The organism is Rhodococcus sp. NBC_00297 (assembly GCF_036173065.1).
GTDB lineage: Bacteria > Actinomycetota > Actinomycetes > Mycobacteriales > Mycobacteriaceae > Rhodococcoides.
The window spans coordinates 1405678-1428367 of the sequence record NZ_CP108041.1 but is presented as its reverse complement, the minus strand read 5'-3'; the positions used below and the strand labels follow the sequence as shown (position 1 = coordinate 1428367).

Here is a 22690-nt window from a genome sequence, read left to right as displayed (position 1 = left end):
GGACCATGAACGACCCCGGTGACGCGACCGCGTCCGACGGGCCTCGACTCGGCCCGGGGGAGCGGTTGTCGGATTTCGTCGACGTGTGTGTCGGGGTCGCCGGCGCGGACAGTGGCGCGGTGGTCGTGTCGTCCCCGCGTCACCCCGATACGCGACGCGTGCTGCACACCACCGACTCGTCGGCGGAGAGGATCGCCGACCTGCTGTACCTGCACGGCGCGGATGTCGATCTCGTGTCGAGTGACCGTGCGGTGGGCCGGACGATCATCGTGGGCGACCGCCACGACGGGGCGCGGTGGCCGTTGCTGATCGACGACCTGGTGGCATTGGATGTCGGGTGGGTGAGGCTGCTCCCACTGGGCGCGGTGGACGCCCCCCTCGGGTGCGTGCAACTGCACCGGCGCTCGGTGCGGAGCGGGCCGTTGCCGGCAGGAACTGACGTCTTGATCGGACACCTGGTGCGGGTCATCGGGCCCGTGGTCGCAGGCGACGCCGCGCTGGCGACCGTGGACGGGGACGAGGCAACCGATCTCACGAGCGTGGCCATCGGCATCCTGGTCGCGCGGCATGCCGTGGCGGTCGATGTCGCGTCGGCGATGTTGCGGGCCGGAGCGGTCACTCGGGAGCATTCGTCGGTGGAGGAGGCGCAGCGCATCATCGCCACCCTCCACGGCCGCGAGGGGCCGTGACACGCGCAGCGTGACCACGGCATCATCCTTCCAGAGGGGTCACTCGGCAGTCTCCGCGGCCACGAGTCCGAGCACCAGAGCGGCCGCCAGACCGCCTGCGTACGCCCGGTTCCACAGACCGCCGGTGTCGGAACCAGCTGCCAGCAGGCCCGGAATCGGCTCGCCGTTCGCTGTCAGAACGCGGGCATCGCCGTCGACTCTGATGCCGTGAAACGGGAAGGTGACGGCCGGGACAGCTTCGATGACGTAGTACGGGGGTTCGCTCAGCGCGCTCGCATCGAGCGCTCGTCCCGGTGTCGGTCCCTCCGCCGACGTGGTGGACTCGTTGAAGTCGGCGATCGCGGCCGCGATGGCGGCTCCGTCGTATCCCCAGTCCTCCGGTAGGTATTCGAGCTCCTCCAGCGTGTCCGCGCGTCCGACCCGACCCCCGCGCTTGCTCGCCAGTGCGAACTTGTCGACGGCCACGGCGCCCTCGACGTACGAGGCCAGGACCCAGTCCCGGTGCACGCGAGCGTCCGCCACGAGGAGGCCGCGTGCCTCGCGCCGGTCGAGCAGAGCCATCGTCGTCAGGTGATCACCGAGTGTCTCGTCGACGAAGCGCGTCCCGTCGAGATCGAACAGGAGCGCGTGTTCGCTGTAGTACAGCGACATGTCGACGAAATCGGACGGGTCCGTCAGGGTCACCCCGCTGGGAATCAGGTGCCCGTAGAAGCCGGCGTTCATCGCACCGGCGGCAGCGCCGACGCTCTCGGCGAGTGTCAGGCCCACGCCCGTGCTGTGGGGGTTCGAGCGCAGTTGCATGCGCCCTGCATTCGGATGAACGTGCTTCTCGAGCAGCGCTGCGGACCCTTGGAAACCGCCCGTGGCGAGCACGGTGTGCGCCGCCCGCACGTCCTGTGGTTCCGCGGTGCCGGTCCGGATCACCGCGCCGGTGACGACGCCGTTCTCGAACGACAGGCTCTCGGTGCTCGTGTTCAGCAGGACCGCTCCGCCGGACTCGAGGACGATGCGCCGACACAGATCGACGTACTGGTTGGTGTCGAATTTGTGTCCGCGCCCGAAGGACAGGATTCGCTGAGCGTCACCCACCTCCACACCGGTGTCACGTATCCACTGCACGCCGTCCTGGAACCGGTCCACCAGTAGTCGTCTCAGGGCGGGGTCACCGTGCGGGTTCTGTGCATCCATGACGGTGTGATCCGGTGCCGTCCAGACGTATCCGGCATAGCGCGCGGATCCGCCGACATCCGCACCGATCTCCACCACGACGACGGATCTACCTGCGGACGCGGCACGGGCCCCGGCGGTCAGACCGGCCATCCCTCCGCCGATCACCAGTACGTCGCACGCGATGTCGTTCATTGCTGTCGGCCTCTCGATCAGAAGTGGTGTCTGCGGGTCACCGTGAGAACGCGCGCAGCCCGGCTGCGGCGAATTCGGCTGTGGCGTGGGCGGCTGCTGCGGCGGTGCCGTCCGTGTCGTCGGAGGTGGCGGCGCGGTGTGCGATGCCTTCGGCGATGACGGCGATCTTGAAGTCGGCGAGGGCGCGGTAGAAGTTCCAGTGGGCGAGGTCGCGTCCGGATACGGCGGCGTAGTGCTGGGCGAGGTCGTCGGCGTCGGGGTAGCGGGGGGAGGTCCAGGCGGCGTCGACGCCGAGGACGGTGTCGAACATGGGTTGCCGGTAGGCGCACATGAGGGCGATGTCGGTGAGGGGGTCACCGAGGGTGGACATCTCCCAGTCGACGAGTGCGGCAACGGTTCCGGGCTCGCCGTGGGTGAGGATGGTGTTGTCGACGCGGTAGTCGCCGTGCACGATGGCGGCGGCGCAGTGGGCGGGGACGGCGTCGGTGAGGGCCTGGTGCAGTCGGTCGATGTCGTTCAGGTCGCGGGTCTTGACGCGGTGCCATTGCCGTCCCCAGGTGGCGACCTGTCGGGCGGTGAATCCGTCGGGCCGACCGAAGTCCGCGAGTCCGACCTCGTGGTGGTCGACGGCGTGCAGCGCGGCGAGGACACGGACGAGTTCGCTGGTGTTCGCGGCGATGTCGTCGTCGGTGAGGGCGTCGAGGTCGGTGCGGGTGCGCACGACCTGTCCGGGGACGAACTCGACGACGGTCATCGGCGCTCCGAGGGTGGCGCCGTCGGCGTCGAAGGCGACGGCGGTGGCGACGGGGACGTCGGTGCCGGCCAGGGCGCGGGTGACGGTCCACTCGCGGGCCATGTCGTGGGCGGAGGGGGTCAGTCCGCTGACCGGGGGGCGTCGCACGATCCAGGATGTGGTGTCGTCGTGGGCGCGGTAGGTGAGGTTGGACCGGCCTCCTGCGATGCGATCGACGCACAGTTTTCCGGTGATGTCGATGCCGTTGTCGCGCAGGAACGTCTCGAGTGCGGCGACGTTCATGCCGGGGAGGGTGGTGGTCACGGCTGCGCCTTCGCGGCGCGGCGGGCGGCGCCGACGGCGCGTTTGGCGATGGCCCACCGGTGCACTTCGGAGGGGCCGTCGTAGACGCGGAAGGGGCGGACCTCGCGGGAGAGTCGGGCGAGGGGCAGGTCGTCGGAGACACCGAGTCCGCCGCACATCTGCACGCCGCGGTCGACGATGCGGAAGATGGCTTCGGCGGCGAAGGTCTTGGCGATGGAGGTCTCGTTGCTCGCGGGGTCGCCGAGGTCGAGTGCGTGGCAGGCGGTGACGAGCAGGGCGCGGGTGGCGGCGATGTCGATCTCGTTGTCGGCGATCATCTTCTGCACCATGCCGAGGTCGCCGAGGCGGCTGCCGAACCCTTCGCGGTGGGCGACGTGGGCGACGGCGACGTCGTGTCCGCGTCGGGCGGCGCCGAGCCAGCGCATGACGTGGGTCATGCGGGCGGGTCCGAGGCGGACCTGGGCGTAGGTGAATCCTTCGTCGACGGCGCCGAGGACGTTGTCCTCGGGCACGACGACGCGGTCGAAGGTGACTTCGCAGTGCCCGCCGATCATGGCGCGGTCGAGGGTGCTGATGTGGCGGCCGACGGTGATGCCGGCGGTGTCGGCGGGGACGAGGAACATCGTGGCGCCGCCGCGGTCGCCGGGGGTGCCGGAGGTGCGGGCCATGACGATGAAGAATCCGGCGCCGTCGGCGCCGGTGATGAACCATTTGTGGCCGTCGATGCGCCAGCCGCCGTCGGTGCGGGTGGCGGTGGTGGTGAGGGCGGAGGGGTCCGATCCGGCGCCGGGGGCGGGTTCGGTCATCGCGAACGCGGACCGCACGTCGCCGCGGGCGAGGGGGGCGAGGAACTGTTCCTTCTGGGCGGGGGAGGCGACGTGGGCGAGGAGGTGGACGTTGCCCTCGTCGGGGGCGCCGATGTTCGTCGCGATCGGTCCGAAGAGGGAGTAGCCCGCTTCCTCGAACACGGGGGCGCGGTCGCTCATGGACAGTCCACCGCCGCCGTACTCGCGGGGAGCGTGGGGGGCGAACACCGCCGCGTCCTTCGCCGCTGCCTGCAACTCTCGGCGCAGGTCGTCGCCGCCGGCGGCGGTGACGTCACCGAGGAATTTGTCCTCGATGGGCAGGACGTGCTCGCGGGTGAACGTGCGGGTGCGCTCGATCCACTCGCGGACGACGGGGTCGTAGGTCAGATCGATCGCCATGGTGGTTCCCTTTCACATGGTCCAGGAGCGTTCGCTCGGTGGGGTCGTGCTGAGACGTGGTTCGAGGCTCACGGGCCCGTAGGTGACGGAACCCTCGACGGATCGACAGGCGGCGGTGACCAACGTTCGGTCACCGCGTCTTCGTGAGGTCGATACATGCGTAGTACCAGGAAGAACGGACGTGGTGGGGCGGGAAGCCAGGATTCCCGACTATCGAGGTCATCGGGTCTCGCGTACCCGACCACGATTCGAGAGGGAGTGGACACCACACCGTCCGGCGAGGTGGTCGATCCGACGGAGAACACGTCGCCGGGTGCGTCGTACAGCCAGCCGGTATCGGCCTCGTACAAGGTGACGCTCCAGAACGCTTCTGCGGGTGGGGGTTCGGAGAAAGTGATCTCGTAGGTGCGGCCTCCGAGGCCCGTCAGTGCGGTTCCGTCCGAGTCGACGTACGTGTTGTACGAGCAGTTCTCCTCGACGACGTTGGCTCCGAGTCCCACGAAGTTCATGACGGCGCGTGCCACGAAGTTGTGTCCGTGTGCGCCCTTGTCGAGTACCCGCGTCCACCCGGACGCCGTGCGCCGCCCGAGGCGGGATCGGGACGTGTCGAGCAGGGACATGGCGCGTGTGAAGCCGAGATCGGCGCCTCGTGACACCACCTCGTCGAGATCGCCGACCTCCGGCGTACCGGGACCGACGTTCAGCTGACGGAACTGGTGAACGTGCGACACATCCTGCACCGGAACACCGTTGACGGCCACCACGGCATCGAGGGCCGTCAGGAACGCGGCGGCGGACGACTCCACCTCCTCCCGGAGCAGAACGGGCCACGAACGGGAGCGGGGAGGTGGACCGGTGAGGACGACCGAGTCCTGCAGTGTCCTGACCGTGTCGATGTCGTCGGGAGCGCCGTGAACCTGGATGCGCATGAGCAGCCACATCAGCGGCGTGGACACGGGAAAGGACACGACGTCGGACGACCGCGCGGTGTCGGGGCCGTCCTGGCCCGGCGCGATCACCATGATCCTGCGTGGACCGTCCGGATGCGTCCGCGCGCTGACGTTGCTCACGTTGCTGTGGGCGTCCAGGAATTCGAGGGTGTAGTACCTGCCACCGAAGTCGGGTAGCTCGATGGTCACCGGTCCGTCGGTCAGATCCAGCCAGGCATTGGAGTAGACCGTGTCGACGTTCGGAACCCGGAACTGGCGGAAATCCGAACCGGCCGTGCTTCTCTCGTGGACCAAGGTGTTGACGGACCACGGTGCACCGTCGGCATCCGGAGCGCACTGTGCACACATATTCGCGTACTGGTAGACGGCGGGCACGCCGTACAGCACTGCCTGCTGCGCGAGCACGGACGCGAGTGTGAGCGCCTCGTCGGCGGCCACGGGTCGGACGTCGTCGGACGTCGATTCCTGGTACTGGTCGGTTCGAGCAGGGTCGTACGGCGTCGGGCCACTCACGGTGGCCGCTTCTCGTCCTCGAGTCATCCGACACTCCTTCACCCGGCGCACCGACCTGTACGCGCACCCGCCATCGCTCTTGACTCTGCCCACCCTACTTGGTGAACTGAGGTCAGTTCAACAAAGGAGATGGACATGAGTGCTCTCGGTAGATCGATCCGGACGACCACGATCGCTGTGGTCGGGGTGGTGGCGCTGACGATGACGGCGTGCGGCAGCAGCGGTGGAGGGGGTACCTCTCCGGTGGAGGGGAGCTGGGACGACGTCGTCGCCGCGGCGAAGTCCGAGGGGTCGGTGATGTTGTACTCGAGCCAGAACACCACGATCCTCGACAGCGTGAAGAAGGCCTGGAGTCAGACGTACCCCGAGATCACTCTCGATTTCGTTCGCGGAACGGACGCGGATCTGAATCCTCGTGTCGAGACCGAGAACAAGACCGGCAAGGGCACTGCGGACGTACACGTGGTCACGGACACGGCATGGATCGCGTCGGCGGCGGAGTCCGGCGCGTACTCCCAGTCTCTGAAGGGCGACGCGTTCGACGATCCGGACTACGGACGGGACCGCAGCGTCAAGAACGACAGGTTCTTCCTCGACGTCGCCGCCACCTTCGGCATGGGGTGGAACTCGGGTACCGTGCCGACCGGACTCACGGATCCGCGCGATGTCCTGCGCCCCGAGTACCGAGGCAAGGTGGGCGTGGTCAACCCCGTCGGCATCGCGTCCTACGTGGATCTCTACCGCTTCTACCGCGAGAACTTCGGCGACGATTTCGTGGATCAACTCGCCGAGCAGCAGCCTCGTATCTACCCGAGCTCGCTGGGGGTCGCGCAGGCACTCACCTCCGGTGAGGTCGTCGTCTCCCCCATGGTCCAGCCTCTCGTGCAGGAGGTCGCGTCCGGAGCTCCGGTGAACTGGGCGCTCCCGACGCCGTCGTGGGGAACACCGTTCTACGGTCACGTCACGTCGGTCGCGCCTCATCCCAACGCTGCGCAGGTTCTGGCCGACTTCCTGGTCAGCCCCGAAGGTCAACGAGCGCAGGCGATCGGGGTCGCGACTGCGCTGCCCGGTATCGACGGCGCGACCGCCGACGCCCATGACATCGCCGGGCCCGATCCGACACAACTCACTCCCGAGTTCATCGAGCGGGAATCACGTGAGTGGGAGCAGAAGTTCCAGGGCTGACCGAGCCACGGAACGGCCCCGGGCTCAGTGCCCGGGGCCGAACGTCACGGTGCGGGCCACGATCAGTGCCAGGACGCCGAGACTCGCAGTGAGGACTGCCAGTACGTGAGCGCGCGCCGGGATTCCTCGCGGCGCGTCCGGGCCGGCGTCCGCGCGCCTGCGCTTCCGTCGCCGAACGATGTCGACGACGAGCGCAGCGACGGCGCCGGTCAGTACGACGCCGGCGGCTACAGCCGTCGGTACGTCACCCTGGTGGGTGGCCAGGCGCAGACCCACCAGGGCGCACACCGCCACCGAGCACTCGGTGCGCCGCCAGGCGAGCGCCGTCCGTTCGACCTGGAGACCACCGTCCCCGAGTGCGCCCGCTGGCCTGTCCTCGGGTGGTCCCGTCACGAGAAGACCGACCAGACGACCAGCGCTGCGGCCACCGCCAGCAGGACGGCCAGGGGTGCTCCGACACGAGGGGACGGAAGCGGCCGATTACGGCGCAGGCTCGATTCGACTGCGCCCCAGGCCCACCACGCGTGCAGCGGCAGAACGACGGAGCATCCGATCAGCAGCACCGATGCGATGCGTGCGGGCGTCGTGTCCCCTCCGACCTCGAACACGTCGAGCGCGACTCCGGCTGCCATGAACGCCAACGATGTTCGAATCCACGCGAGGTACGTCCGCTCGTTCGCCAGGCTGAACCGTGCGTCCGGTTCGGCACCGACGGCGTAGACCCGGCGCGGGCGCCGACGATCGTGCGCCTCCTCCTGGGACATGACTTCTCCTGACGGTCGAGGGCTCGCAATGTCACTGAGAGTCCCTAGCCTAATCGAACTCACTTCAGTTATGGTCGTGGTGTGACTGCACCCGACTGCTCGGATGGTGGCGACGAGCTGTTCCGCGACGCGCGCGCGCTGCAGATCTGGGGATTTCCGCTCGTCTTCGCTCAGCGACTGCGTCTCCGGTTCACATCCCCGCTGGAGCCTGACGTGGACCGGCCGCTCACATCGGCGGGTGCAGCGCTGAACACGATGGGCCATCAGCGCAGGTTGTCCGATCCCACCCTCACCGCAGGAGTGGCTCCCAACGTGGACACGCTCTACTCACTGGCCTTCGTCGACCTCGATGTCGGGTCGTTCACGCTTCGAATGCCCGATCTCGGTGACCGCTACTACTGCATTCAGCTAGGTGAGGCCGACTCGACGACCATCGCGGTACAGGGTCAGCGGACACACGGGAGCCGTTTGCCGACACTGCATATCGTCCGCTCGGGCAGCGAGGTGGTCATGGCGGACGACGAACTACTGGTGGCCTGCCGAACACGTCATGTCATGGTTGCAGTGCGCATCCTGGTGCGACCGGACGATGCCGAGGATCTCCGGCGAGTGATCGCCGTGCAGGACGCCATCGTGCTGGACGGGCCGCGTGCGCCCGGAGCTGCGTGCGACGCTGCCACCCGCACGCTCGTCCTCCGTGAACGCGATGACGAACTACGCGATCCGGAAGCCTTTCTCGACTCGCTGGACCACGCCGTCGCCGGTGTCGCGGCGGCGGACGTGCCACCCGCGGTCCGCGAGAGCTTGGCGCGACTGCGTAGAGCGCTGCACGCAGGGGAACAGTTCACGCGAGCACGTTCGCAGTTCGCAGCAGGGTTGTCCGACGGCCTGGATGCGATCGCCGACCGGGTGAGGTCGCTGGGCCGGACGACGAACGGCTGGTCGGTCAACGAACTCGGCACGGATTTCGGCGACGACCATCTTCTGCGCGCGGCCGTCGCGTTGTCTCAGATCTACGTCAACCCGGCGGACGAGGCGCTGTACCCGGTGTGTGAGGTGGACGACGGTGGGCGCCCCTTGTCGGGTGCGCATTCCTACGACATCACTTTCGCTGCCGGCGAGGCGCCGCCGGCGCGCTTCTTCTGGTCCCTCACCGTCTACCACAAGCGAGGACTGCTGTGCGAGAACTCGATCGGCCGATATGCAATCACCGACCGGACGCCCGGCGTGACGGTGGCGCACGACGGATCCCTGACCGTTCGACTCGCGTCGACCCCGCCCGCGGAAGGGACGAGCAACTGGCTCCCGACTCCGTCCGGAGACTTCCGGTTGATGCTGCGGCTGTACGGACCCTCGGACCGGGCGTGGAGCCCGCCAGTCGTGCGGCGGACGCCCGCCAGGTCGTCTCGGACCGTGGGGGACCGATGACCGACACGCGATCCGGAGGGATCGAACTCGGACCGGTATCACTCAGGGTGCTCGACGAGTTCGCATCCTGTGGCCGCGGACCCCTGCCGAGCACCACCGCGGTGGCCCGTGCTCTCCACATCAGCGAGCCGCACCTACGGCGCCTGCTCGCCGGTGAATCGACCACGCTGGGCGCTCTGCGTGCTCGACACGACGCCGCGCGTGCGGTGGAGGCACTGCGGCGCGGCGAGGCCCTGGACATCGTGTCGGCCCGATTGGGCTACTCGGAACCACGGGCGTTCCGGCGCGCCTTCCGCCGGTGGACCGGGATGACGCCGAGCGCGGTCGGTGCGGCATGACCGGGGTGATCTCGACCCGTCACGTCGTGTTGCGCTCGTGGCCGAACGGCGCACTGACGAGTGGTGACCTCGAGGTGGTGGAGGCGCCGGTGCCCGAGCTCCGTTCCGGCGACGTGCTCGTCCGCAACACGTGGCTCTCGATCGATCCGTCGATCCGCATCCGGCTGTCGAGGCAGACGCCGGGAGGCTATCTGCCGCCCTTCGCGCCGGGGCAGGCACTGGAAGGTCTCGCTCTCGGCGTCGTCGAACGATCGGAGAGCTCCGCTTTCGCTGTCGGTGACATCGTCACTCACACACTGGGTTTCCGTGAGTACGCCCTCATCTCGGCCGACACCGCGACGATCGGCGGCTACGGGTCGCCCACCGTCGTCCGTCCGGGCGGTCTGCCCGAACAGTGGTTCCTCGGGCCCCTGGGCAGTTCCGGTCTCACCGCGTACGCGGGGATGATCGGCATCCTCGACGTGGGGCCCGCGGACACGGTCTGGGTGTCGTCCGCTGCCGGTGCGGTCGGTGGGCTCGCGGCGGGACTCGCGGTGGCACGAGGGGCCACCGTCATCGGATCGGCAGGGTCAGCGGCCAAGGTGGCCCATCTGCGAGCGTCCGGCCTGGCGGACGCCTTCGATCATCACGAATCGCTGCCCGCGGCGGTGGCCGCCGCGGCGCCGGACGGCATCGACGCGTACTTCGACTGTGTCGGCGGTGATCACCTGACTGCAGCGATCGACGCACTTCGACCGAACGGACGTATCGCGATGTGCGGCCAGATGTCCCAGTACGACGCGGCCGACGCGCCGAGTCTTCCCGGCAACCTGTTCCAGTTCGTGTCGAAGAATCTGTCGATGCGGGGGTACCGGGCCGGATCGTTCCTGCACCTCGAAGCCGACATGCGCGCGGAGATCACCTCCCTCATCGACGCGGGCCGTCTCGGGTACGACGAATGGGTATTCGACGGACTCGATTCGGCCCCGGCCGCACTGGTCTCGATGCTGGCAGGGGAGAACATAGGTAAGACGCTCGTCCGACTGGGATGACCTCGCGGGCGTCACCGTCGGAACTCAGTCGGCGGAGAGGGAGTCGAGCAGCGTTGCGAGGCGGTCGGGGGCGCTGATCATCGGCATGTGTCCGGAGTCCATGTGCACGACGTGCCCCGACCCGGCTCCGGCGCGGACCAGTGCGGACGAGGCTTCCTGCAGTGCTGGTGGATAGCACATGTCCCTCGCCGTCCGGATGTAGGTGCGGGGGACGTCGACCTGGAGGCCGGAGAGATCGACGGTCTCGGTGAGCAGCGCGCCGGAGTCGTCGACGAGCTGCTCGAGAGTCCACGCGGTCTGTTCGTCGTCCATGTCGTTGCACAACATGGCCTGTGCCCCCTCGGGGCCCTGGACGTATCTGCCGCCCACGATGGACGCCTTCACGATGTCGCGAACCGCAGGATCGATCCCGTCGATCACCGCCGTTCCGTCCGTCGGGACTACCGCGGCCAGGAAGACGACGTGCCGGACACGGTCCTGCAGCCTGTCGAGAACGCGAGGAACCGACACTCCGGCGAACGAGTGGGCCACCAGCACGATGTCGGTGACATCCTCCCGCTCCACGTCCGCGACGATCGCGTCGGCGCAGTCCTCCAGTGTGACGGTGCGCAGGTCGATGTCTGCGCGTTCACCGCGGCCGGGAAGGTCGACCGCGACCACGCGACCGGTCAAACGCGGTACGAGGCGGTCCCAACACGACGCGCCCATTCCGGCACCGTGCACGAGTACGAACGACATGATGTGTCTCCATTTCTTTCGTGATGTGCCGCTGCTGCGGTTCAGTGGCATCGGGATTCTAGAGTTCTGCGCCTGTTCGATATCCCTCTGCGATCGCGTGACCGATGCGCCGTGGTGTGACGCAATCTCCGATGACGCTGACGGTGGAGCTCGAGTCCAGTCCGAACGACGACAGTGCCACTCGCGGCTGGTGCCACACGATGGCGGCGTCCTCGTAGGGCAGGTCGCCGGCCCCGAAGATCGGGCGCAAGGTCACCGGATCTGCCGGGTCGTCGGGAACGTGAAGGGCATGCGCGACCTTGACGTCGACCCCTGCGTCACCCAGTCGATCGAGCAGCGGTCCTGCACTCTCGGTGGGGATTCGGGACGCGAGAGCCGTGAGCGTCGTGGCCACGGTGACCTCCCAGCCACGCTGCACGAGTGCTTCGGCTGCGCTGTACGCCGGCCAGAAGCCGTCACCGTCGTCGAACACCACCACCCTGCCCGCATCGGCCGAGACGCGGCCGAGCAGAACGTCGTCGACGCTGTAGGCGGTCCGCGTCCGGAGGGACGGGGTCACGTCCGCGGGACGCGATCCGGTCGCCACCACGATGTGGTCCGACGCAGAGCGAATCTCGTCCAGATCGTCCTGGCCGATTCCGGCCGACAGGTGAACCTCGACCTTCAGCCGACGCATCTCCCGTTCCAGATAGTCGACGATGTCGATGAGTGTCGCGCGATGGGGTGCCGAGGCAGCCACCCGCACAGATCCGCCGAGGGCACCGCTCTTCTCGAACACCGTGACTCGGTGGCCCCTCCCTGCGGCCACGCGAGCGGCTTCGAGACCGGCGGGGCCGCCGCCGATCACGACGACGTCCTTCGTCGCGCGGGCTCGTCGACCGACGTCGACGTGTCGACCGCGCCCGATCTCGGCATTGACCGCGCAGTGCAGATGCGGGTCGAAGGCCCTGCAGTCCTGGTTGACGCCGAGGCAGCCGCGTATCTCGTCGAGGCGACCGGTTCGGGACTTGTTCGGCAGTTCGGGGTCCGCGATCAGCGCCCGCGCCATGCCGACCATGTCCACCTGTCCGGTCTTGATGGCGTGGTCCGCAACGCCCGCATCGCGAATCCGCTGTCCGACGAGAGTCGGTGTCCCGGTCGCCGATCGGACCCTCGCAGCCGACGGGATCGCGACCGCGTCCGCGCCGGTGGAATCCTTGACGTACTTCCCGCGGGTGCCGTGGGTGATGCTGAAGTAGTCGACGCCGACCGCGGCCACGTTCTCGGCGATGCGAACGCAGTCGTCGATCGACATTCCGCCGGGGATCTCCTCCTCCCCGCTCAACCTCACTCCGAGCACGAGCCCCGCGGGCATCTCCGACCGCATCGCCTCGATCACCATACGGGTGAAGCGCATTCGGCCGTCGAACGAGCCGCCGAAATCGTCCGTCCGTCGGTTCGTGAGCGGGGACATGAACTGAGCGGGGAGGTACCCGTGCGCAGCATGGAGCTCCACCCCGTCGACGCCTGCTCGCACCAGGTTTCGCGTCGAGGTGCGCCATCCCTCGACGATGTCCTCGATCTCCGCGACCGACAGTTCGTGGGGTGGGTAGGCGTCGCGCGCGGTCTTGATCGCCGAGGGCGCGGAGGGTGGCGCATCCGATTCGCCGCCGATGAATTCACGTCCGAGATGGCAGAGTTGGCCGATGAATCGTGCGTCGTGTCGATGCGCCGCAGACACTTTGGCCGCTGTGCTCGGAATGACCTCGACCCGGTAGGCCTCGATCAGCTTGCGCGATCGCAGCGTCGTCGTCGGGTGCACGACCGTGGCACCCCCGATGATCAAGCCCACTCCACCCGCGGCCAGACGCTCGACGTGCTCGGTGTCCCCGTGGGTGGGCACACCGTCGACCGCCATCGACGTGCCCGCCGGGAGCGCGACCAGTCGGTTCTTCAGCGTGAGTCCGCCGATCCGGATCGGTGAGAAGAGGTGGGGAAAGTGGTCGTTCATGCGGACTCGGTTCTGTCGGCGGGTGTTCTGGGGCGGACGAGGACTCGAACACGCGGTTCCTCCGCCAGGTCGAGCGCGAGGTCCGTTCGGACGAGCCGTTCCGGAACGGTGAGACGCACGGTCTCCTGGGCGGAGTACTCGGCCCAGTTCCGGAAGGTGCAGAACTCGACGTACGTCGAGGCGGAGTCGCTCACCCTGGTCAGCGCCCATCGCGATGCGCCGAGGCGCAGGCGCGACGACCTCAGACGAGTCATGGCGTGGACGAAGTGGTCCGCCCGCTGCGGACGGACCACGTACGTCGTCTCGACGACGATTGTCGCGCCACGATGACCCGGTTCGAGTTCCGGCGGTCCGGCGGCACCGGACGGGTCGGGCGCGATGGAGTCGCTGGGCAGAATGCCTCGGCGCAGCAGTCCGATCGACGACACCGACATCGCGACGGCGGAGAGTGCGACAGCGGAGACGAGCCCCATCGTGTCGGCGAGGAGCCCCCACAGAAGGGCACCGACCGCTTGGCTGCCCTGGAACGTCAGCATCACGACGGCGATGACTCGGGCCTTGATCCACGGTGGCACGACCGCGTGCGTCGCGATCATCCACGTGCTCTGCACGCCGACCCAGGCCGCGCCGACGATCACCAACAGAGCGACCACGACCGGCATCCACGGCACGAAGGCGAGACCGAGCAGAACCAGTGCGTACGCGGCAGAACCCAGGGCCGCGAACACGTTCCAGCTCAGGCGTCGACGAAGCGGCATCGAGGCGATGGTGCCCGCCACCGCGCCGACACCGATCGCCCCGGACAACACTCCGAACTCGAACGTCGTCACGTGGAGCATCTCGTACGCCACGAGCGGCAGCAGAGCCCACAGGCAGCTCGCCGGCAGGCCGAACATCACGACACGGAACAACAGTCTCCGCGTCCATCGCGAATGACGGATGAACCGCAGACTCGTCGCCACCGATTCGAGAACCGACTCGGTCCTGGGAACTCGCCCGGACCGAGGCGGGATCTGACCGGCCGCCAGGACGACGCAGATCGCGAACACGACCGTGACGAGAGCGAAGGTCGAGGTGGCGCCCCATGCGGCCAGGAGTGCCCCGCCGAGTACCGGACCGATGGCGCGTGCACCGTTGAAGATGGCGCCGTCGATCGCGGGCACGACGGTCATCATCTCGCGGGTCGCCAGCGTCGGCAGCAGCGATTGCCAGACGATCGCCACCGACGCCAGACCGCACCCCGACAGGAACACGGCCGCCATCAGAACCGGCATCGTCGCGAGGTCGAGGACCTGGAGCACCGTGAGCGCTGCCGACGTGACCAGCAGCCCGATCGCCGTGCCGGTCAGCAGAGTTCGATGGCCGGCGTGCTCCGCTATCGCGCCGAGGGGGAGGGAGAGCAGAAAGAAGGGCAGGCTGGCGGCGAACTGGACGCCCGACACTGCGAACGCGGATTCTCCTGCTCGAGTCAGGGTCCACTGGACCGCCAGAACCAGGATCCAGATCCCGATGGCGGCGCCGAGTTCGAAACCCAACATCATGCGTAATCGGCGCACACGCAACGGCGTCAGGAGTGTGACGGTCGGTGGTCGTGTCATGGCCTGTGCCCCTTCGCCGCCCGCCGGCATCACCGGATGAAGCCCGACGTCACCGGATGAAACGCTGTTCCCACTCCGCCTGGTACTCGGTGACCGCTGCGGGGTCGAGGTCCGCGGGGTCGGTCAGTGCGAGGTCCTGTGCGCGTCCGACCGACTCCGGGATGTTCGGCAGCACACTCGCGTACCCCTTCGACAACGCCTGCTGGCCCTCGGGGGAGACGAGGAAGTCGGCCAGAAGTTGCGCTGCATTCGGGTGCGGTGCGGACGCGAGAACATGGGAGTAGTAGGGGGCGCCCCACGCCGGGTCCGGCCTGAACCACCCGACGGGTGCGCCTGCCTCCTGCTCGCGCACGAGGGGTTGGACCATCGGCGTGGCGATGATCTCTCCGGACCCGAGGCCCTGTGCGACGGCCAGAACACCGGGATAGACACGTGGCTCGTTCTGCGCGAGTTCGTCGGTGTAGTCGGGTGACCAGTTGCGGTCGAAGAACCGGAACTGATCGGTCACGGCGGCGAAGCCCGCCGGATTCACGACGCCGATACGTCCACGCAGTTCGGGAGCCAGCAGATCCTCCGGGCTGTCGAGACCGTCCGGTAATGCCGTGGTGTTCCAGCCGAGCCCCAGAACGGCGGCGCTGGTGAGGAAGAGCTTGTCCTCCAGCACGCTGGTGTCTCGACCGTAGTCGGGGTTGTCGAACGAGGGTCCGACGACGTTCACCGAGTACTCGCCCGAGTCGGCGGCCGCGCGGATCCACGCGGGGTCGGTGGTCATGTGGACGTCGCCGATCCCGCGCCCGGACTTGTGCTCCGCGTCCACGCGGGGGTTCAGTTCGACGTCGGAACCCCGCGTGAATTCCAGCGTGATGCCGGGATACGTCGCCTCGAATCCGGTCTTCACCGAGGCGAGGTTCTCGGGATGTTGCGACGAGTACAGGTAGACGGATCCCTCGTCCTTCGCCGCGGCGACCACGTCGTCCCACGTGCCCGACACCGGTCCGGACGCTGTCGCCCCACCGCTGCAGGCCGCCGACAACCCGACTGCGGCTGCCGATGTCAGCGCCGCGAGCGTACGACACCACGTGCTCATGAGGGTCTCCTGTCAGTTGTGGTCGACGGCGTCAGTCGAATGCGAGTTCCGGTGTCCGGCAGATGAGCAACCGGCGTATCGAGCCGGCCGCGTCGACCGACGCGGTCGCGTTGAAGGACGCCTCGAAGTCGCCGTCTCGCGTGGTCCGCCCCAGTACGAGTTCCACGTCGCCCACCCGGGATCCGACGTCGATGTGATGAACGAGGGTGCTCTTCTCACGCTGGGCGAGGTAGAGGACGAGTCCCTCTCTGTCGCCGACGAATTCGGCGGACGCTCCCTCCCCACGGGAGAACTGCACGGACATCCGGAAGTCGTCCGTGATCATGGTCAGCACCCGGTCGGGATCTTCGGAGTCCATGTACGAGAACCATGTTCGTAGGATTGCTGTCGCATCAATCGTCATCGTCATGCTCCTGTCGGGTCGGTGGAGGTCGCGTCGGAACCGGTCCACGGCACCAGTGCGTGGTCAGGATCGAACGAGACCTGGTAGCGGTCGATCAGTCCGTTCTCGTCGAGGTGCATCGCCGCGACGAAATAGCCCGTGACGACATCGCCGTGCTCGGTGACGGCTCCCTGGGCGAACTGGACGTCGCCGTCCTGTGCGCGACGCAGCAGTCGATGTTGCCGGCCGACAGGGGGACGTCCGGTGAGGTAGTCGAGCATCGCGGCGCGACCGGTGCCGGCTCGGGCTCCCGTCGGAACGATCATCACGAAGGCGACGTTCTCGGCCAGCATGTCGGTGGCCCGCTCGAGATCACCGCTGTCGAGGGTGGCGTAATAAGACTCGATTCCAAGCATGAACCGAACTTAGTTCAAGAAAAGTCCGCACGTCCTCGATTTCGCCGATACTCTCGAAACAGAACTGAACTCGACTCAGGAGTGTTATGTCTGTAGCGAACGATGACGTCACCTACTCGCCCTGGCCGGAAGCCGAGCCCGCGGGCCTGATTCCCGGGCCGGAGCAGGCCGATCTCCGGTCCGCGATGCGCGCAGTACTTGCACGGCACAGTGGGCGAGACGAGGGGACTCCGACGGCACTGTGGCGGGCCCTCGTGGACGACATGGCCGTGACCATGCTGTCCGTTCCCGAGAATCGCGGCGGCCTCGGGTATGGGATGACGGACATGGCCGTGGTCCTGGAGGAGTGCGGCCGAGCGCTCGTGTCGGAACCGGTGCTGTTCGGGGCGGGTGTCGGCGTGCACGCGCTCCTGCTTGCGCCGGCCGGAACCGTGGACGCGATGGTGTCCGGTGCCCTGGCCGGTGAGCTCCGCGTCGCGGTGCATCTGCCCGTGACGCAGACGGGACGCGCTGCCGCGCAGGTGATCACGGCCGACCATACGGCGGACGGATGGCGTCTGAGCGGTGTCGTGAACGACATCGTTCACGGTGCGTCGGCCGATGTCGTCGTGGTCGGGGCGCACACGGCCGACGGCGCCCGAGTGTTCGCCGTACCACTCTCCGATGCGGTGCGCGCCGTCCCGCGGACGGTCATCGACCCGACGCGGACGCGCGCCGACGTGCACCTCGACTCGGCAGCGGCGTCCGCGCTCACCGAGGTGGCAGGCACGGTCTCCGCTCTCGACGACCTGAGAGCGCGAGCGACGATCGGGCTGGCGAGCGAGCACACGGGAATCGCCGACCGCATGCTGGAGATGACGGTCGAGTACGTCACCACCAGGCAGCAGTTCGGCCGGCCCGTCGGCTCCTTCCAGGCCGTGAAGCACCGACTTGCCGACCTGCTCCTCTCTCTCGAACGAGCGCGATCGGCATCCCGCTTCGCTGCTGCGCTGTACGACAGCTCCCGGGACCGTGCCGCGCTCGCGGTCGCGATCGCCGGCGCCGTGTGCACGGAGGTCGCGTCCGAGTCGGTCGCCGAGGCGGTGCAGCTGCACGGTGGCGTCGGCTTCACGTGGGAGCACCAGGCGCACAGATACTTTCGCCGAGCTACCGGTGACGAGGCGCTGCTCGGCGATGCGGTGTACCACCGCCGCCGCATCGCCGACCTCATCGGGCTCAACCCGGTTCGATTCGAGGGTTGACGCGCTCGACCCCATGCCGTAAAACTGAAGTGAATCCAGTTCAAATCGTGACGCAGCCCAAGGAGATCCCATGATCGACACCGACCACATCCTGCTCGAGAAGGACGGCGACGTCGCTCGCGTCTGGCTCAACCGCCCGCACAAGAAGAACGCGGTGACTCCGGAGCTGCTGTACCGACTCGACGAGATCATCGCCGAGGTCGACGCCGACCCGAACCTCAAGGTCCTGGTCCTGCGCGGTGTGAACAACACCTTCTGCTCGGGGTTCGACCTCGACATCCTGCTGTCCGACTACGTCGGCAGTACCAACGCCATGGACGTGGCCGTGCTCTCGGCCAGGGTCTGCGATCGCCTGTACTCCATGAACACTCCGTCCGTCGCGGTCCTCGAGGGCTACGTCACCGCCGGTGGGTTCGAGCTCATGATCTCCTGTGATTTCGCCATCGCCGACGACGACGCCAAGATCGGCGACTTCCACATCCGCCGTGCACTGTTCGGCGGTGCGGGCCCCATCTACCGCCTCCCGCGCATGATCGGCATCCGCAAGACCAAGGAACTGATGCTGACCGGCAAGCTGCTCTCCGGTGTCGAGGCTGCGGACTTCGATCTCATCAACGCGTCCGCGCCGGCAGCCGAGCTGGACAAGACCGTCGAGGAGTTCATCGCGCAGCTCACCGACAAGAGCCCGTTCATGATGAAGCTGACCAAGATGACGATCGACCGCGGCCTCGACGCGGACATCCAGTCCCTCATGGTCATGGAGCATCTCGCCGTGGGCAACGCCCTGCAGTCCGAGGACGGGCGAGAAGGCGTCACCGCGTTCCTCGAGAAGCGTGAGCCGAAGTGGGTCGGTCGCTGATCCTCAGCGAGACACGAACGAGGAACGACGGTCGGCGGGGAGCGGGAGGATCACGATGACGAACGGTCTCGGGACACAGCGGGTGGTGTTGCAGGGAAGTAGATGCACTGTGTGCGGCACGGTCGCGTACCCGGCGTCGAGTCTCTGCTCCCGGTGCGTCACGCCCACGGCAGAACCCGTCGACCTGAGTACGTCGGGCACCGTGTGGGCCCACACGGTGCAGCGCTTCCCGCCCAAGTCGCCGCCGTACGTGCCACCCGCGGGCGGGTTCACCCCGTTCGCGGTCGGCTGGGTCGAGTTGAGCGAGGGCATCCGCATCGAGGCGATTCTCGACACCGAGAACGTCGACGATCTGCACGGAGCGCTCGTCCACCTCACGGCCGTCGTGCCGGTTCCCCGGTTCGAGGTCGTCGCGGCCGGCCCGTCGTCCGCACCGAGCACACTGGGAGACACCGTATGAGCGAGTCCGTGGTCATCGTCGGAGTGGGATTGTCGAAGTTCGGTCGCCAGCCCGGTGTCAGCGGGCGAGCGATGGCCGTCTCGGCCATCACCGCCGCGCTCGCCGACGCGGGCATCGCCTGGCCGGACGTCGATGTGGCGTTCGGCGGCAGCGACTCCGCGGGCCTCGCCGACACGCTCGTCAGTGAACTCGGTTTCACCGGACTGCCGTTCACCAACGTGCGGAACGGCTGCGCCACGGGCGGCAGCGCCCTGTTCTCGGCGGTCAACGCCGTTCGTGCGGGATCGGCGTCGATCGGCCTGGCCGTGGGCTTCGACAAGCACCCGCGTGGTGCTTTCGATCCCACGCCCGCGGAGTGGGGTCTGTCCGAGGGGTACGGCGAGGCGGGTCTGATGGTGACCACGCAGTTCTTCGGCGCGAAGATCTCCCGGTACATGCGGCAGCACGGCATCACCCCGGACACCCTCGCGCGAGTCGCCGAGAAGTCCTACCGCAACGGCGCACTCAATCCCAATGCGTGGCGCCGCGAACCCATGTCGGCCGAGGCGATCGCCTCCGCCGACATGGTGAACGATCCCCTCACGCGGTACATGTTCTGTTCTCCCGGCGAAGGCGGTGCGGCCGTGATCGTGGCCTCACCCGAGGTGGCCGAGCGGCTGACGGGCCGGCCGATCCGCTTGCGCGCCATCACCCATCGGACGCGGCGATTCGGCTCGTTCGAGGTCTTCAGTCCGTCCGTCCAGGGCGTCGGCGAGCCGACCAGCGTCAGCGCGGATGCCGCGGCAGCCGCGTTCGAGCAGGCCGGGATCTCCCCGTCGGATGTCGACGTGGCCCAACTGCAGGACACCGAGAGTGGCGCCGAGCTCATGCACATGGCCGAGTGCGGCTTCTGCGAGCACGGCGAGCAGGAGCAGTGGATCGCCGAGGGAGCCACCGAGATCGGCGGACGTCTACCCGTCAACACCGACGGTGGGTGCATCGCGAACGGTGAACCGATCGGCGCCTCCGGTCTGCGCCAGGTGCACGAGGTGGTCACCCAGTTGCGCGGGGAGGCCGGCGATCGTCAGGTGCCGGGCGGGCCGTCCATCGGCTTCACCCATGTCTACGGGGCACCGGGCATCAGCGCCTGCACCGTTCTGTCCGTCTGAACCAGTCCGATCCGACCAGCGAGGTCAGTCCATGAGTACCAGCACCGTGTCGTCCGACGTCCGAGCCTTCACCGCCGAGGCGACGGAGTGGCTCAGCAGCGTGGCCGCACCGCGGACCAGCACGACGTGGGGCGAGGGCTCCGACTCGGTGGCCGTCTTCGAGAACTGGACGCCCGAGGAGGAACGACGACACACGGACGTCGTCCGCGACTACGAACGGCGGAAGTTCGACGCCGGGTGGGGTCCGCTCGACTGGCCCGCGGAATACGGTGGACGAGATCTTCCGCTCTCCCACGTACTCGCCTTCCGCCGCGCGGAGGACCGGTTCGATGTCCCGCGCCGCACCGAGATGTTCTCCGTGACACAGCAACTGGTGGCGCCCACGATCGAGAAATGGGGCACGCCGGAGCAGCGCGCCACGTACGTGCGAGCGATGCTGCGCACCGACCTCATGGCCTGCCAACTCTTCTCGGAGACCGAGGCCGGTTCCGACCTCGCGGCCGTCCGCACCCGCGCGGTCCGTGACGGCGACGGGTGGGTGCTGAACGGCCACAAGGTCTGGACGTCGGGAGCCACGGTCTCGGACATCGGGGTGGCAGTGTGCCGCACCGATTCCTCGGTGCCTAAGCACAAGGGCCTCACCGTTTTCCTGGTCCCGATGGACGCGGAGGGCGTCTCCGTCCGCCCCATCCGGCAGATGACGGGTGGCAGCTCGTTCAACGAGGTGTACCTCGAGAACGTGCGGCTGACCGATGCGCACCGTCTCGGCCCGGAGGGGCAGGGGTGGCAGGTCGCTCTCACCGTGCTGGCGGCCGAACGACTCGACGGTGGCAACCTCGGACTGGCGAACGCCGACCGTGCCGTGGAACTGGCACGCAATCTGGGTCGGCCCCTCACCGAGATCGAGCTGGATCAGGTTGCCGATCTCGTCGTGCACAGCCATGTTCAGCGCGTCACCGCCATGCGCGTCGCCGGCGTCGTCGTCTCCGGACGCGATCCCGGCCCCGAGGCGTCCGTCGGCAAACTGCTCGCGACCACCACGATGTCCCGGACGTCGGCGGCGGTCCGGCGGATGCTCGGCTCCGATCTGGTGTCCGACACCGGTGAATGGGGCACGTTCGCCTGGACGGAACACGTCCTGGGCGCGCCCGGATACCGCATCGCCGGCGGCACCGACGAGATCCAACACAACATCATCGCCGAGCGCGTTCTCGGCCTTCCCCGAGAGCCGAGGCCGTGACCACCGACGACACGACACACTCCGCACTACAGCAACGCGTCGCCGAGAAGCTCGAGACCGGCGGCCTCGGATCGCTGCGCAGCTTCGATCCACTCCTCGGAGGACACTCCGGCCTGACCTACCGCGTGCGGACCGACGACACCGACTTGGTGGTCAAGGCCGTGCCCGCGGGGCAGCGCCCCGTCGGGCGCCACGACATGCTGCGGCAGGCGACCATCATGCGGGAACTCGCAGGTACGTCGGTGCCGGTGCCCACGATTGTGATGGTGGACGACACCGAGCCCTCCTGGTACGCCATGACATTCGTCCGCGGTGAGTCGCTCGAGCCTGTTCTGGACGATCCGGCGGTCGACCCGGAGCTGGCGGCAGCGCGCATGCGGCGTGCGGCAGCGGTCCTGCCCGAGCTGCACTCGGTCGATCACCGAGCAGTGCCCGACGCCGGCCCCACACTCACACCGGGTGACGAACTCGCCCGGTGGGCTCGCACTCTGGGCGCCGTTCCACCGGAACTGGTGGAGGGCGGAGACAGACTGCTGAGCCTCCTCGGTGCCCGCGTCCCGGACGCGGTCTCGTCGACGCTGGTGCACGGTGACTATCGCCTGGGCAACCTGATCGCGGACGGCACCGAGCCGGTCGCGCTCATCGACTGGGAGATCTGGAGTGTGGGCGACCCCCGAGTCGAGCTGGGGTGGTTCCTCGTCTTCGCCGACGGCGACAACTTCCCCGGTGTCGGGCGGTCCGTCCCCGGTCTGCCGAGCGCCGACGAGTTGGTGGAGATCTACGCCGGTGCGGGACGTGACCTGCCCGACCTGCCGTGGTTCGACGCCCTGGGACGACTCAAGATGGCCGCCATCATGGGGCACAACCTGCGTCGTCACCGGGAGGGCCGTCATCACGATCCGGACCAGGAGAAGCTGCCCGCCACCATCTCTCGGCTGATCGACACCGGCACCGCCCTGCTCGCCTGAGCTCCCTCGCCCTCGTATCCACTCGCCCGATCCGTCCTCCA

The 22690-nt window shown here is 68.0% G+C and carries 23 protein-coding genes; 11 read left to right on the top strand and 12 right to left on the bottom strand.

What is annotated here, in order from left to right; genetic code table 11:
• The first annotated feature begins 5 nt into the window (after positions 1 to 5).
• Complete coding sequence (locus OG947_RS06835; RefSeq protein WP_328813429.1) at positions 6 to 689, top strand: hypothetical protein; 684 nt, start codon at positions 6 to 8, stop codon at positions 687 to 689.
• A gap of 39 nt (positions 690 to 728) precedes the next feature.
• Here OG947_RS06835 and OG947_RS06830 read toward each other — a convergent pair whose 3' ends face one another.
• The 4 genes from OG947_RS06830 to OG947_RS06815 form a co-directional block, all read right to left on the bottom strand.
• Positions 729 to 2051 (bottom strand): FAD-binding protein, encoded by a 1323-nt coding sequence (locus OG947_RS06830; protein WP_328813428.1) that lies wholly within the window; start codon positions 2049 to 2051, stop codon positions 729 to 731.
• 37 nt (positions 2052 to 2088) lie between these two features.
• On the bottom strand, positions 2089 to 3087 hold the full coding sequence (locus OG947_RS06825; protein ID WP_328813985.1) for a phosphotransferase family protein: 999 nt from the start codon (positions 3085 to 3087) through the stop codon (positions 2089 to 2091).
• A 17-nt stretch (positions 3088 to 3104) separates the two neighbouring features.
• On the bottom strand, positions 3105 to 4313 hold the full coding sequence (locus tag OG947_RS06820) for an acyl-CoA dehydrogenase family protein (protein ID WP_328813427.1): 1209 nt from the start codon (positions 4311 to 4313) through the stop codon (positions 3105 to 3107).
• A 68-nt stretch (positions 4314 to 4381) separates the two neighbouring features.
• A complete protein-coding gene (locus OG947_RS06815; protein ID WP_328813426.1) occupies positions 4382 to 5803 on the bottom strand; it encodes a DUF1254 domain-containing protein in 1422 nt (473 codons plus the stop codon).
• Between the two features lie 108 nt (positions 5804 to 5911).
• Between OG947_RS06815 and OG947_RS06810 the strand changes: the two genes are divergently transcribed.
• Positions 5912 to 6961, top strand: a complete 1050-nt coding sequence (locus OG947_RS06810; RefSeq protein ID WP_442973097.1) for an ABC transporter substrate-binding protein — start codon at positions 5912 to 5914, stop codon at positions 6959 to 6961.
• 24 nt (positions 6962 to 6985) lie between these two features.
• Here OG947_RS06810 and OG947_RS06805 read toward each other — a convergent pair whose 3' ends face one another.
• Positions 6986 to 7354, bottom strand: a complete 369-nt coding sequence (locus OG947_RS06805; RefSeq protein WP_222639995.1) for a DUF202 domain-containing protein — start codon at positions 7352 to 7354, stop codon at positions 6986 to 6988.
• Positions 7351 to 7725: a YidH family protein gene (locus tag OG947_RS06800; RefSeq protein ID WP_285189858.1), complete on the bottom strand. Its 375-nt coding sequence runs from the start codon at positions 7723 to 7725 to the stop codon at positions 7351 to 7353. Before OG947_RS06800 ends, OG947_RS06805 begins: the two co-directional genes overlap by 4 nt.
• 81 nt (positions 7726 to 7806) lie before the next feature.
• Between OG947_RS06800 and OG947_RS06795 the strand changes: the two genes are divergently transcribed.
• Genes OG947_RS06795 through OG947_RS06785 form a run of 3 tightly spaced genes read left to right on the top strand, consistent with a single transcriptional unit; the run spans position 7807 to position 10522 of the window.
• A complete protein-coding gene (locus OG947_RS06795; protein ID WP_307095817.1) occupies positions 7807 to 9153 on the top strand; it encodes a DUF1254 domain-containing protein in 1347 nt (448 codons plus the stop codon).
• On the top strand, positions 9150 to 9491 hold the full coding sequence (locus tag OG947_RS06790; protein WP_328813425.1) for a helix-turn-helix domain-containing protein: 342 nt from the start codon (positions 9150 to 9152) through the stop codon (positions 9489 to 9491). Before OG947_RS06795 ends, OG947_RS06790 begins: the two co-directional genes overlap by 4 nt.
• The gene (locus OG947_RS06785) at positions 9488 to 10522 is read left to right on the top strand and encodes an NADP-dependent oxidoreductase (RefSeq protein ID WP_328813424.1); all 1035 of its coding nucleotides are present in this window, start codon (positions 9488 to 9490) and stop codon (positions 10520 to 10522) included. The genes OG947_RS06790 and OG947_RS06785 overlap by 4 nt, the downstream gene beginning before the upstream one ends.
• Before the next feature lie 24 nt (positions 10523 to 10546).
• Here OG947_RS06785 and OG947_RS06780 read toward each other — a convergent pair whose 3' ends face one another.
• Genes OG947_RS06780 through OG947_RS06755 form a run of 6 tightly spaced genes read right to left on the bottom strand, consistent with a single transcriptional unit; the run spans position 10547 to position 16733 of the window.
• Positions 10547 to 11260 carry an alpha/beta fold hydrolase gene (locus OG947_RS06780; protein WP_328813423.1) on the bottom strand — a complete coding sequence of 238 codons (714 nt, stop codon included), beginning with the start codon at positions 11258 to 11260 and terminating at the stop codon, positions 10547 to 10549.
• A gap of 58 nt (positions 11261 to 11318) precedes the next feature.
• The gene (locus OG947_RS06775; protein WP_328813422.1) at positions 11319 to 13250 is read right to left on the bottom strand and encodes an oxidoreductase; all 1932 of its coding nucleotides are present in this window, start codon (positions 13248 to 13250) and stop codon (positions 11319 to 11321) included.
• Positions 13247 to 14848 (bottom strand): MFS transporter, encoded by a 1602-nt coding sequence (locus OG947_RS06770; RefSeq protein WP_328813421.1) that lies wholly within the window; start codon positions 14846 to 14848, stop codon positions 13247 to 13249. Before OG947_RS06770 ends, OG947_RS06775 begins: the two co-directional genes overlap by 4 nt.
• Positions 14849 to 14897: 49 nt before the next feature.
• Positions 14898 to 15935 (bottom strand): ABC transporter substrate-binding protein, encoded by a 1038-nt coding sequence (locus tag OG947_RS06765; RefSeq protein WP_222639949.1) that lies wholly within the window; start codon positions 15933 to 15935, stop codon positions 14898 to 14900.
• A 31-nt stretch (positions 15936 to 15966) separates the two neighbouring features.
• A complete protein-coding gene (locus OG947_RS06760) occupies positions 15967 to 16338 on the bottom strand; it encodes a hypothetical protein (RefSeq protein WP_222639947.1) in 372 nt (123 codons plus the stop codon).
• Positions 16339 to 16340: 2 nt separating this feature from the next.
• Positions 16341 to 16733 carry a nuclear transport factor 2 family protein gene (locus OG947_RS06755; protein WP_328813420.1) on the bottom strand — a complete coding sequence of 131 codons (393 nt, stop codon included), beginning with the start codon at positions 16731 to 16733 and terminating at the stop codon, positions 16341 to 16343.
• 86 nt (positions 16734 to 16819) lie between these two features.
• Between OG947_RS06755 and OG947_RS06750 the strand changes: the two genes are divergently transcribed.
• The 6 genes from OG947_RS06750 to OG947_RS06725 all read left to right on the top strand — a co-directional run bounded on the left by OG947_RS06750 (position 16820) and on the right by OG947_RS06725 (position 22649).
• Positions 16820 to 17974: an acyl-CoA dehydrogenase family protein gene (locus OG947_RS06750; protein ID WP_328813419.1), complete on the top strand. Its 1155-nt coding sequence runs from the start codon at positions 16820 to 16822 to the stop codon at positions 17972 to 17974.
• 70 nt (positions 17975 to 18044) lie between these two features.
• Complete coding sequence (locus tag OG947_RS06745) at positions 18045 to 18833, top strand: enoyl-CoA hydratase/isomerase family protein (RefSeq protein WP_328813418.1); 789 nt, start codon at positions 18045 to 18047, stop codon at positions 18831 to 18833.
• A gap of 55 nt (positions 18834 to 18888) precedes the next feature.
• The gene (locus tag OG947_RS06740) at positions 18889 to 19293 is read left to right on the top strand and encodes a Zn-ribbon domain-containing OB-fold protein (RefSeq protein ID WP_027504434.1); all 405 of its coding nucleotides are present in this window, start codon (positions 18889 to 18891) and stop codon (positions 19291 to 19293) included.
• Positions 19290 to 20441, top strand: coding sequence for a thiolase family protein (locus OG947_RS06735; RefSeq protein WP_027504433.1), 1152 nt, complete (start codon positions 19290 to 19292; stop codon positions 20439 to 20441). The genes OG947_RS06740 and OG947_RS06735 overlap by 4 nt, the downstream gene beginning before the upstream one ends.
• A 31-nt stretch (positions 20442 to 20472) precedes the next feature.
• Positions 20473 to 21681, top strand: a complete 1209-nt coding sequence (locus tag OG947_RS06730) for an acyl-CoA dehydrogenase family protein (protein WP_328813417.1) — start codon at positions 20473 to 20475, stop codon at positions 21679 to 21681.
• Positions 21678 to 22649 (top strand): phosphotransferase family protein, encoded by a 972-nt coding sequence (locus tag OG947_RS06725; RefSeq protein ID WP_328813416.1) that lies wholly within the window; start codon positions 21678 to 21680, stop codon positions 22647 to 22649. The genes OG947_RS06730 and OG947_RS06725 overlap by 4 nt, the downstream gene beginning before the upstream one ends.
• Positions 22650 to 22690 lie beyond the last annotated feature (41 nt).

Coding starts and splice junctions, on each gene's coding strand:
- OG947_RS06765 (WP_222639949.1), bottom strand. CDS start 15,935: ATGAGCACGTGGTGTCGTACGCTCGCGGCGCTGACATCGGCAGCCGCA.
- OG947_RS06810 (WP_442973097.1), top strand. CDS start 5,912: ATGAGTGCTCTCGGTAGATCGATCCGGACGACCACGATCGCTGTGGTC.
- OG947_RS06735 (WP_027504433.1), top strand. CDS start 19,290: ATGAGCGAGTCCGTGGTCATCGTCGGAGTGGGATTGTCGAAGTTCGGT.
- OG947_RS06740 (WP_027504434.1), top strand. CDS start 18,889: ATGACGAACGGTCTCGGGACACAGCGGGTGGTGTTGCAGGGAAGTAGA.
- OG947_RS06825 (WP_328813985.1), bottom strand. CDS start 3,087: ATGAACGTCGCCGCACTCGAGACGTTCCTGCGCGACAACGGCATCGAC.
- OG947_RS06830 (WP_328813428.1), bottom strand. CDS start 2,051: ATGAACGACATCGCGTGCGACGTACTGGTGATCGGCGGAGGGATGGCC.
- OG947_RS06785 (WP_328813424.1), top strand. CDS start 9,488: ATGACCGGGGTGATCTCGACCCGTCACGTCGTGTTGCGCTCGTGGCCG.
- OG947_RS06730 (WP_328813417.1), top strand. CDS start 20,473: ATGAGTACCAGCACCGTGTCGTCCGACGTCCGAGCCTTCACCGCCGAG.
- OG947_RS06815 (WP_328813426.1), bottom strand. CDS start 5,803: ATGACTCGAGGACGAGAAGCGGCCACCGTGAGTGGCCCGACGCCGTAC.
- OG947_RS06775 (WP_328813422.1), bottom strand. CDS start 13,250: ATGAACGACCACTTTCCCCACCTCTTCTCACCGATCCGGATCGGCGGA.
- OG947_RS06780 (WP_328813423.1), bottom strand. CDS start 11,260: ATGTCGTTCGTACTCGTGCACGGTGCCGGAATGGGCGCGTCGTGTTGG.
- OG947_RS06745 (WP_328813418.1), top strand. CDS start 18,045: ATGATCGACACCGACCACATCCTGCTCGAGAAGGACGGCGACGTCGCT.
- OG947_RS06820 (WP_328813427.1), bottom strand. CDS start 4,313: ATGGCGATCGATCTGACCTACGACCCCGTCGTCCGCGAGTGGATCGAG.
- OG947_RS06800 (WP_285189858.1), bottom strand. CDS start 7,725: ATGTCCCAGGAGGAGGCGCACGATCGTCGGCGCCCGCGCCGGGTCTAC.
- OG947_RS06760 (WP_222639947.1), bottom strand. CDS start 16,338: ATGACGATTGATGCGACAGCAATCCTACGAACATGGTTCTCGTACATG.
- OG947_RS06790 (WP_328813425.1), top strand. CDS start 9,150: ATGACCGACACGCGATCCGGAGGGATCGAACTCGGACCGGTATCACTC.
- OG947_RS06755 (WP_328813420.1), bottom strand. CDS start 16,733: ATGCTTGGAATCGAGTCTTATTACGCCACCCTCGACAGCGGTGATCTC.
- OG947_RS06770 (WP_328813421.1), bottom strand. CDS start 14,848: ATGACACGACCACCGACCGTCACACTCCTGACGCCGTTGCGTGTGCGC.
- OG947_RS06835 (WP_328813429.1), top strand. CDS start 6: ATGAACGACCCCGGTGACGCGACCGCGTCCGACGGGCCTCGACTCGGC.
- OG947_RS06750 (WP_328813419.1), top strand. CDS start 16,820: ATGTCTGTAGCGAACGATGACGTCACCTACTCGCCCTGGCCGGAAGCC.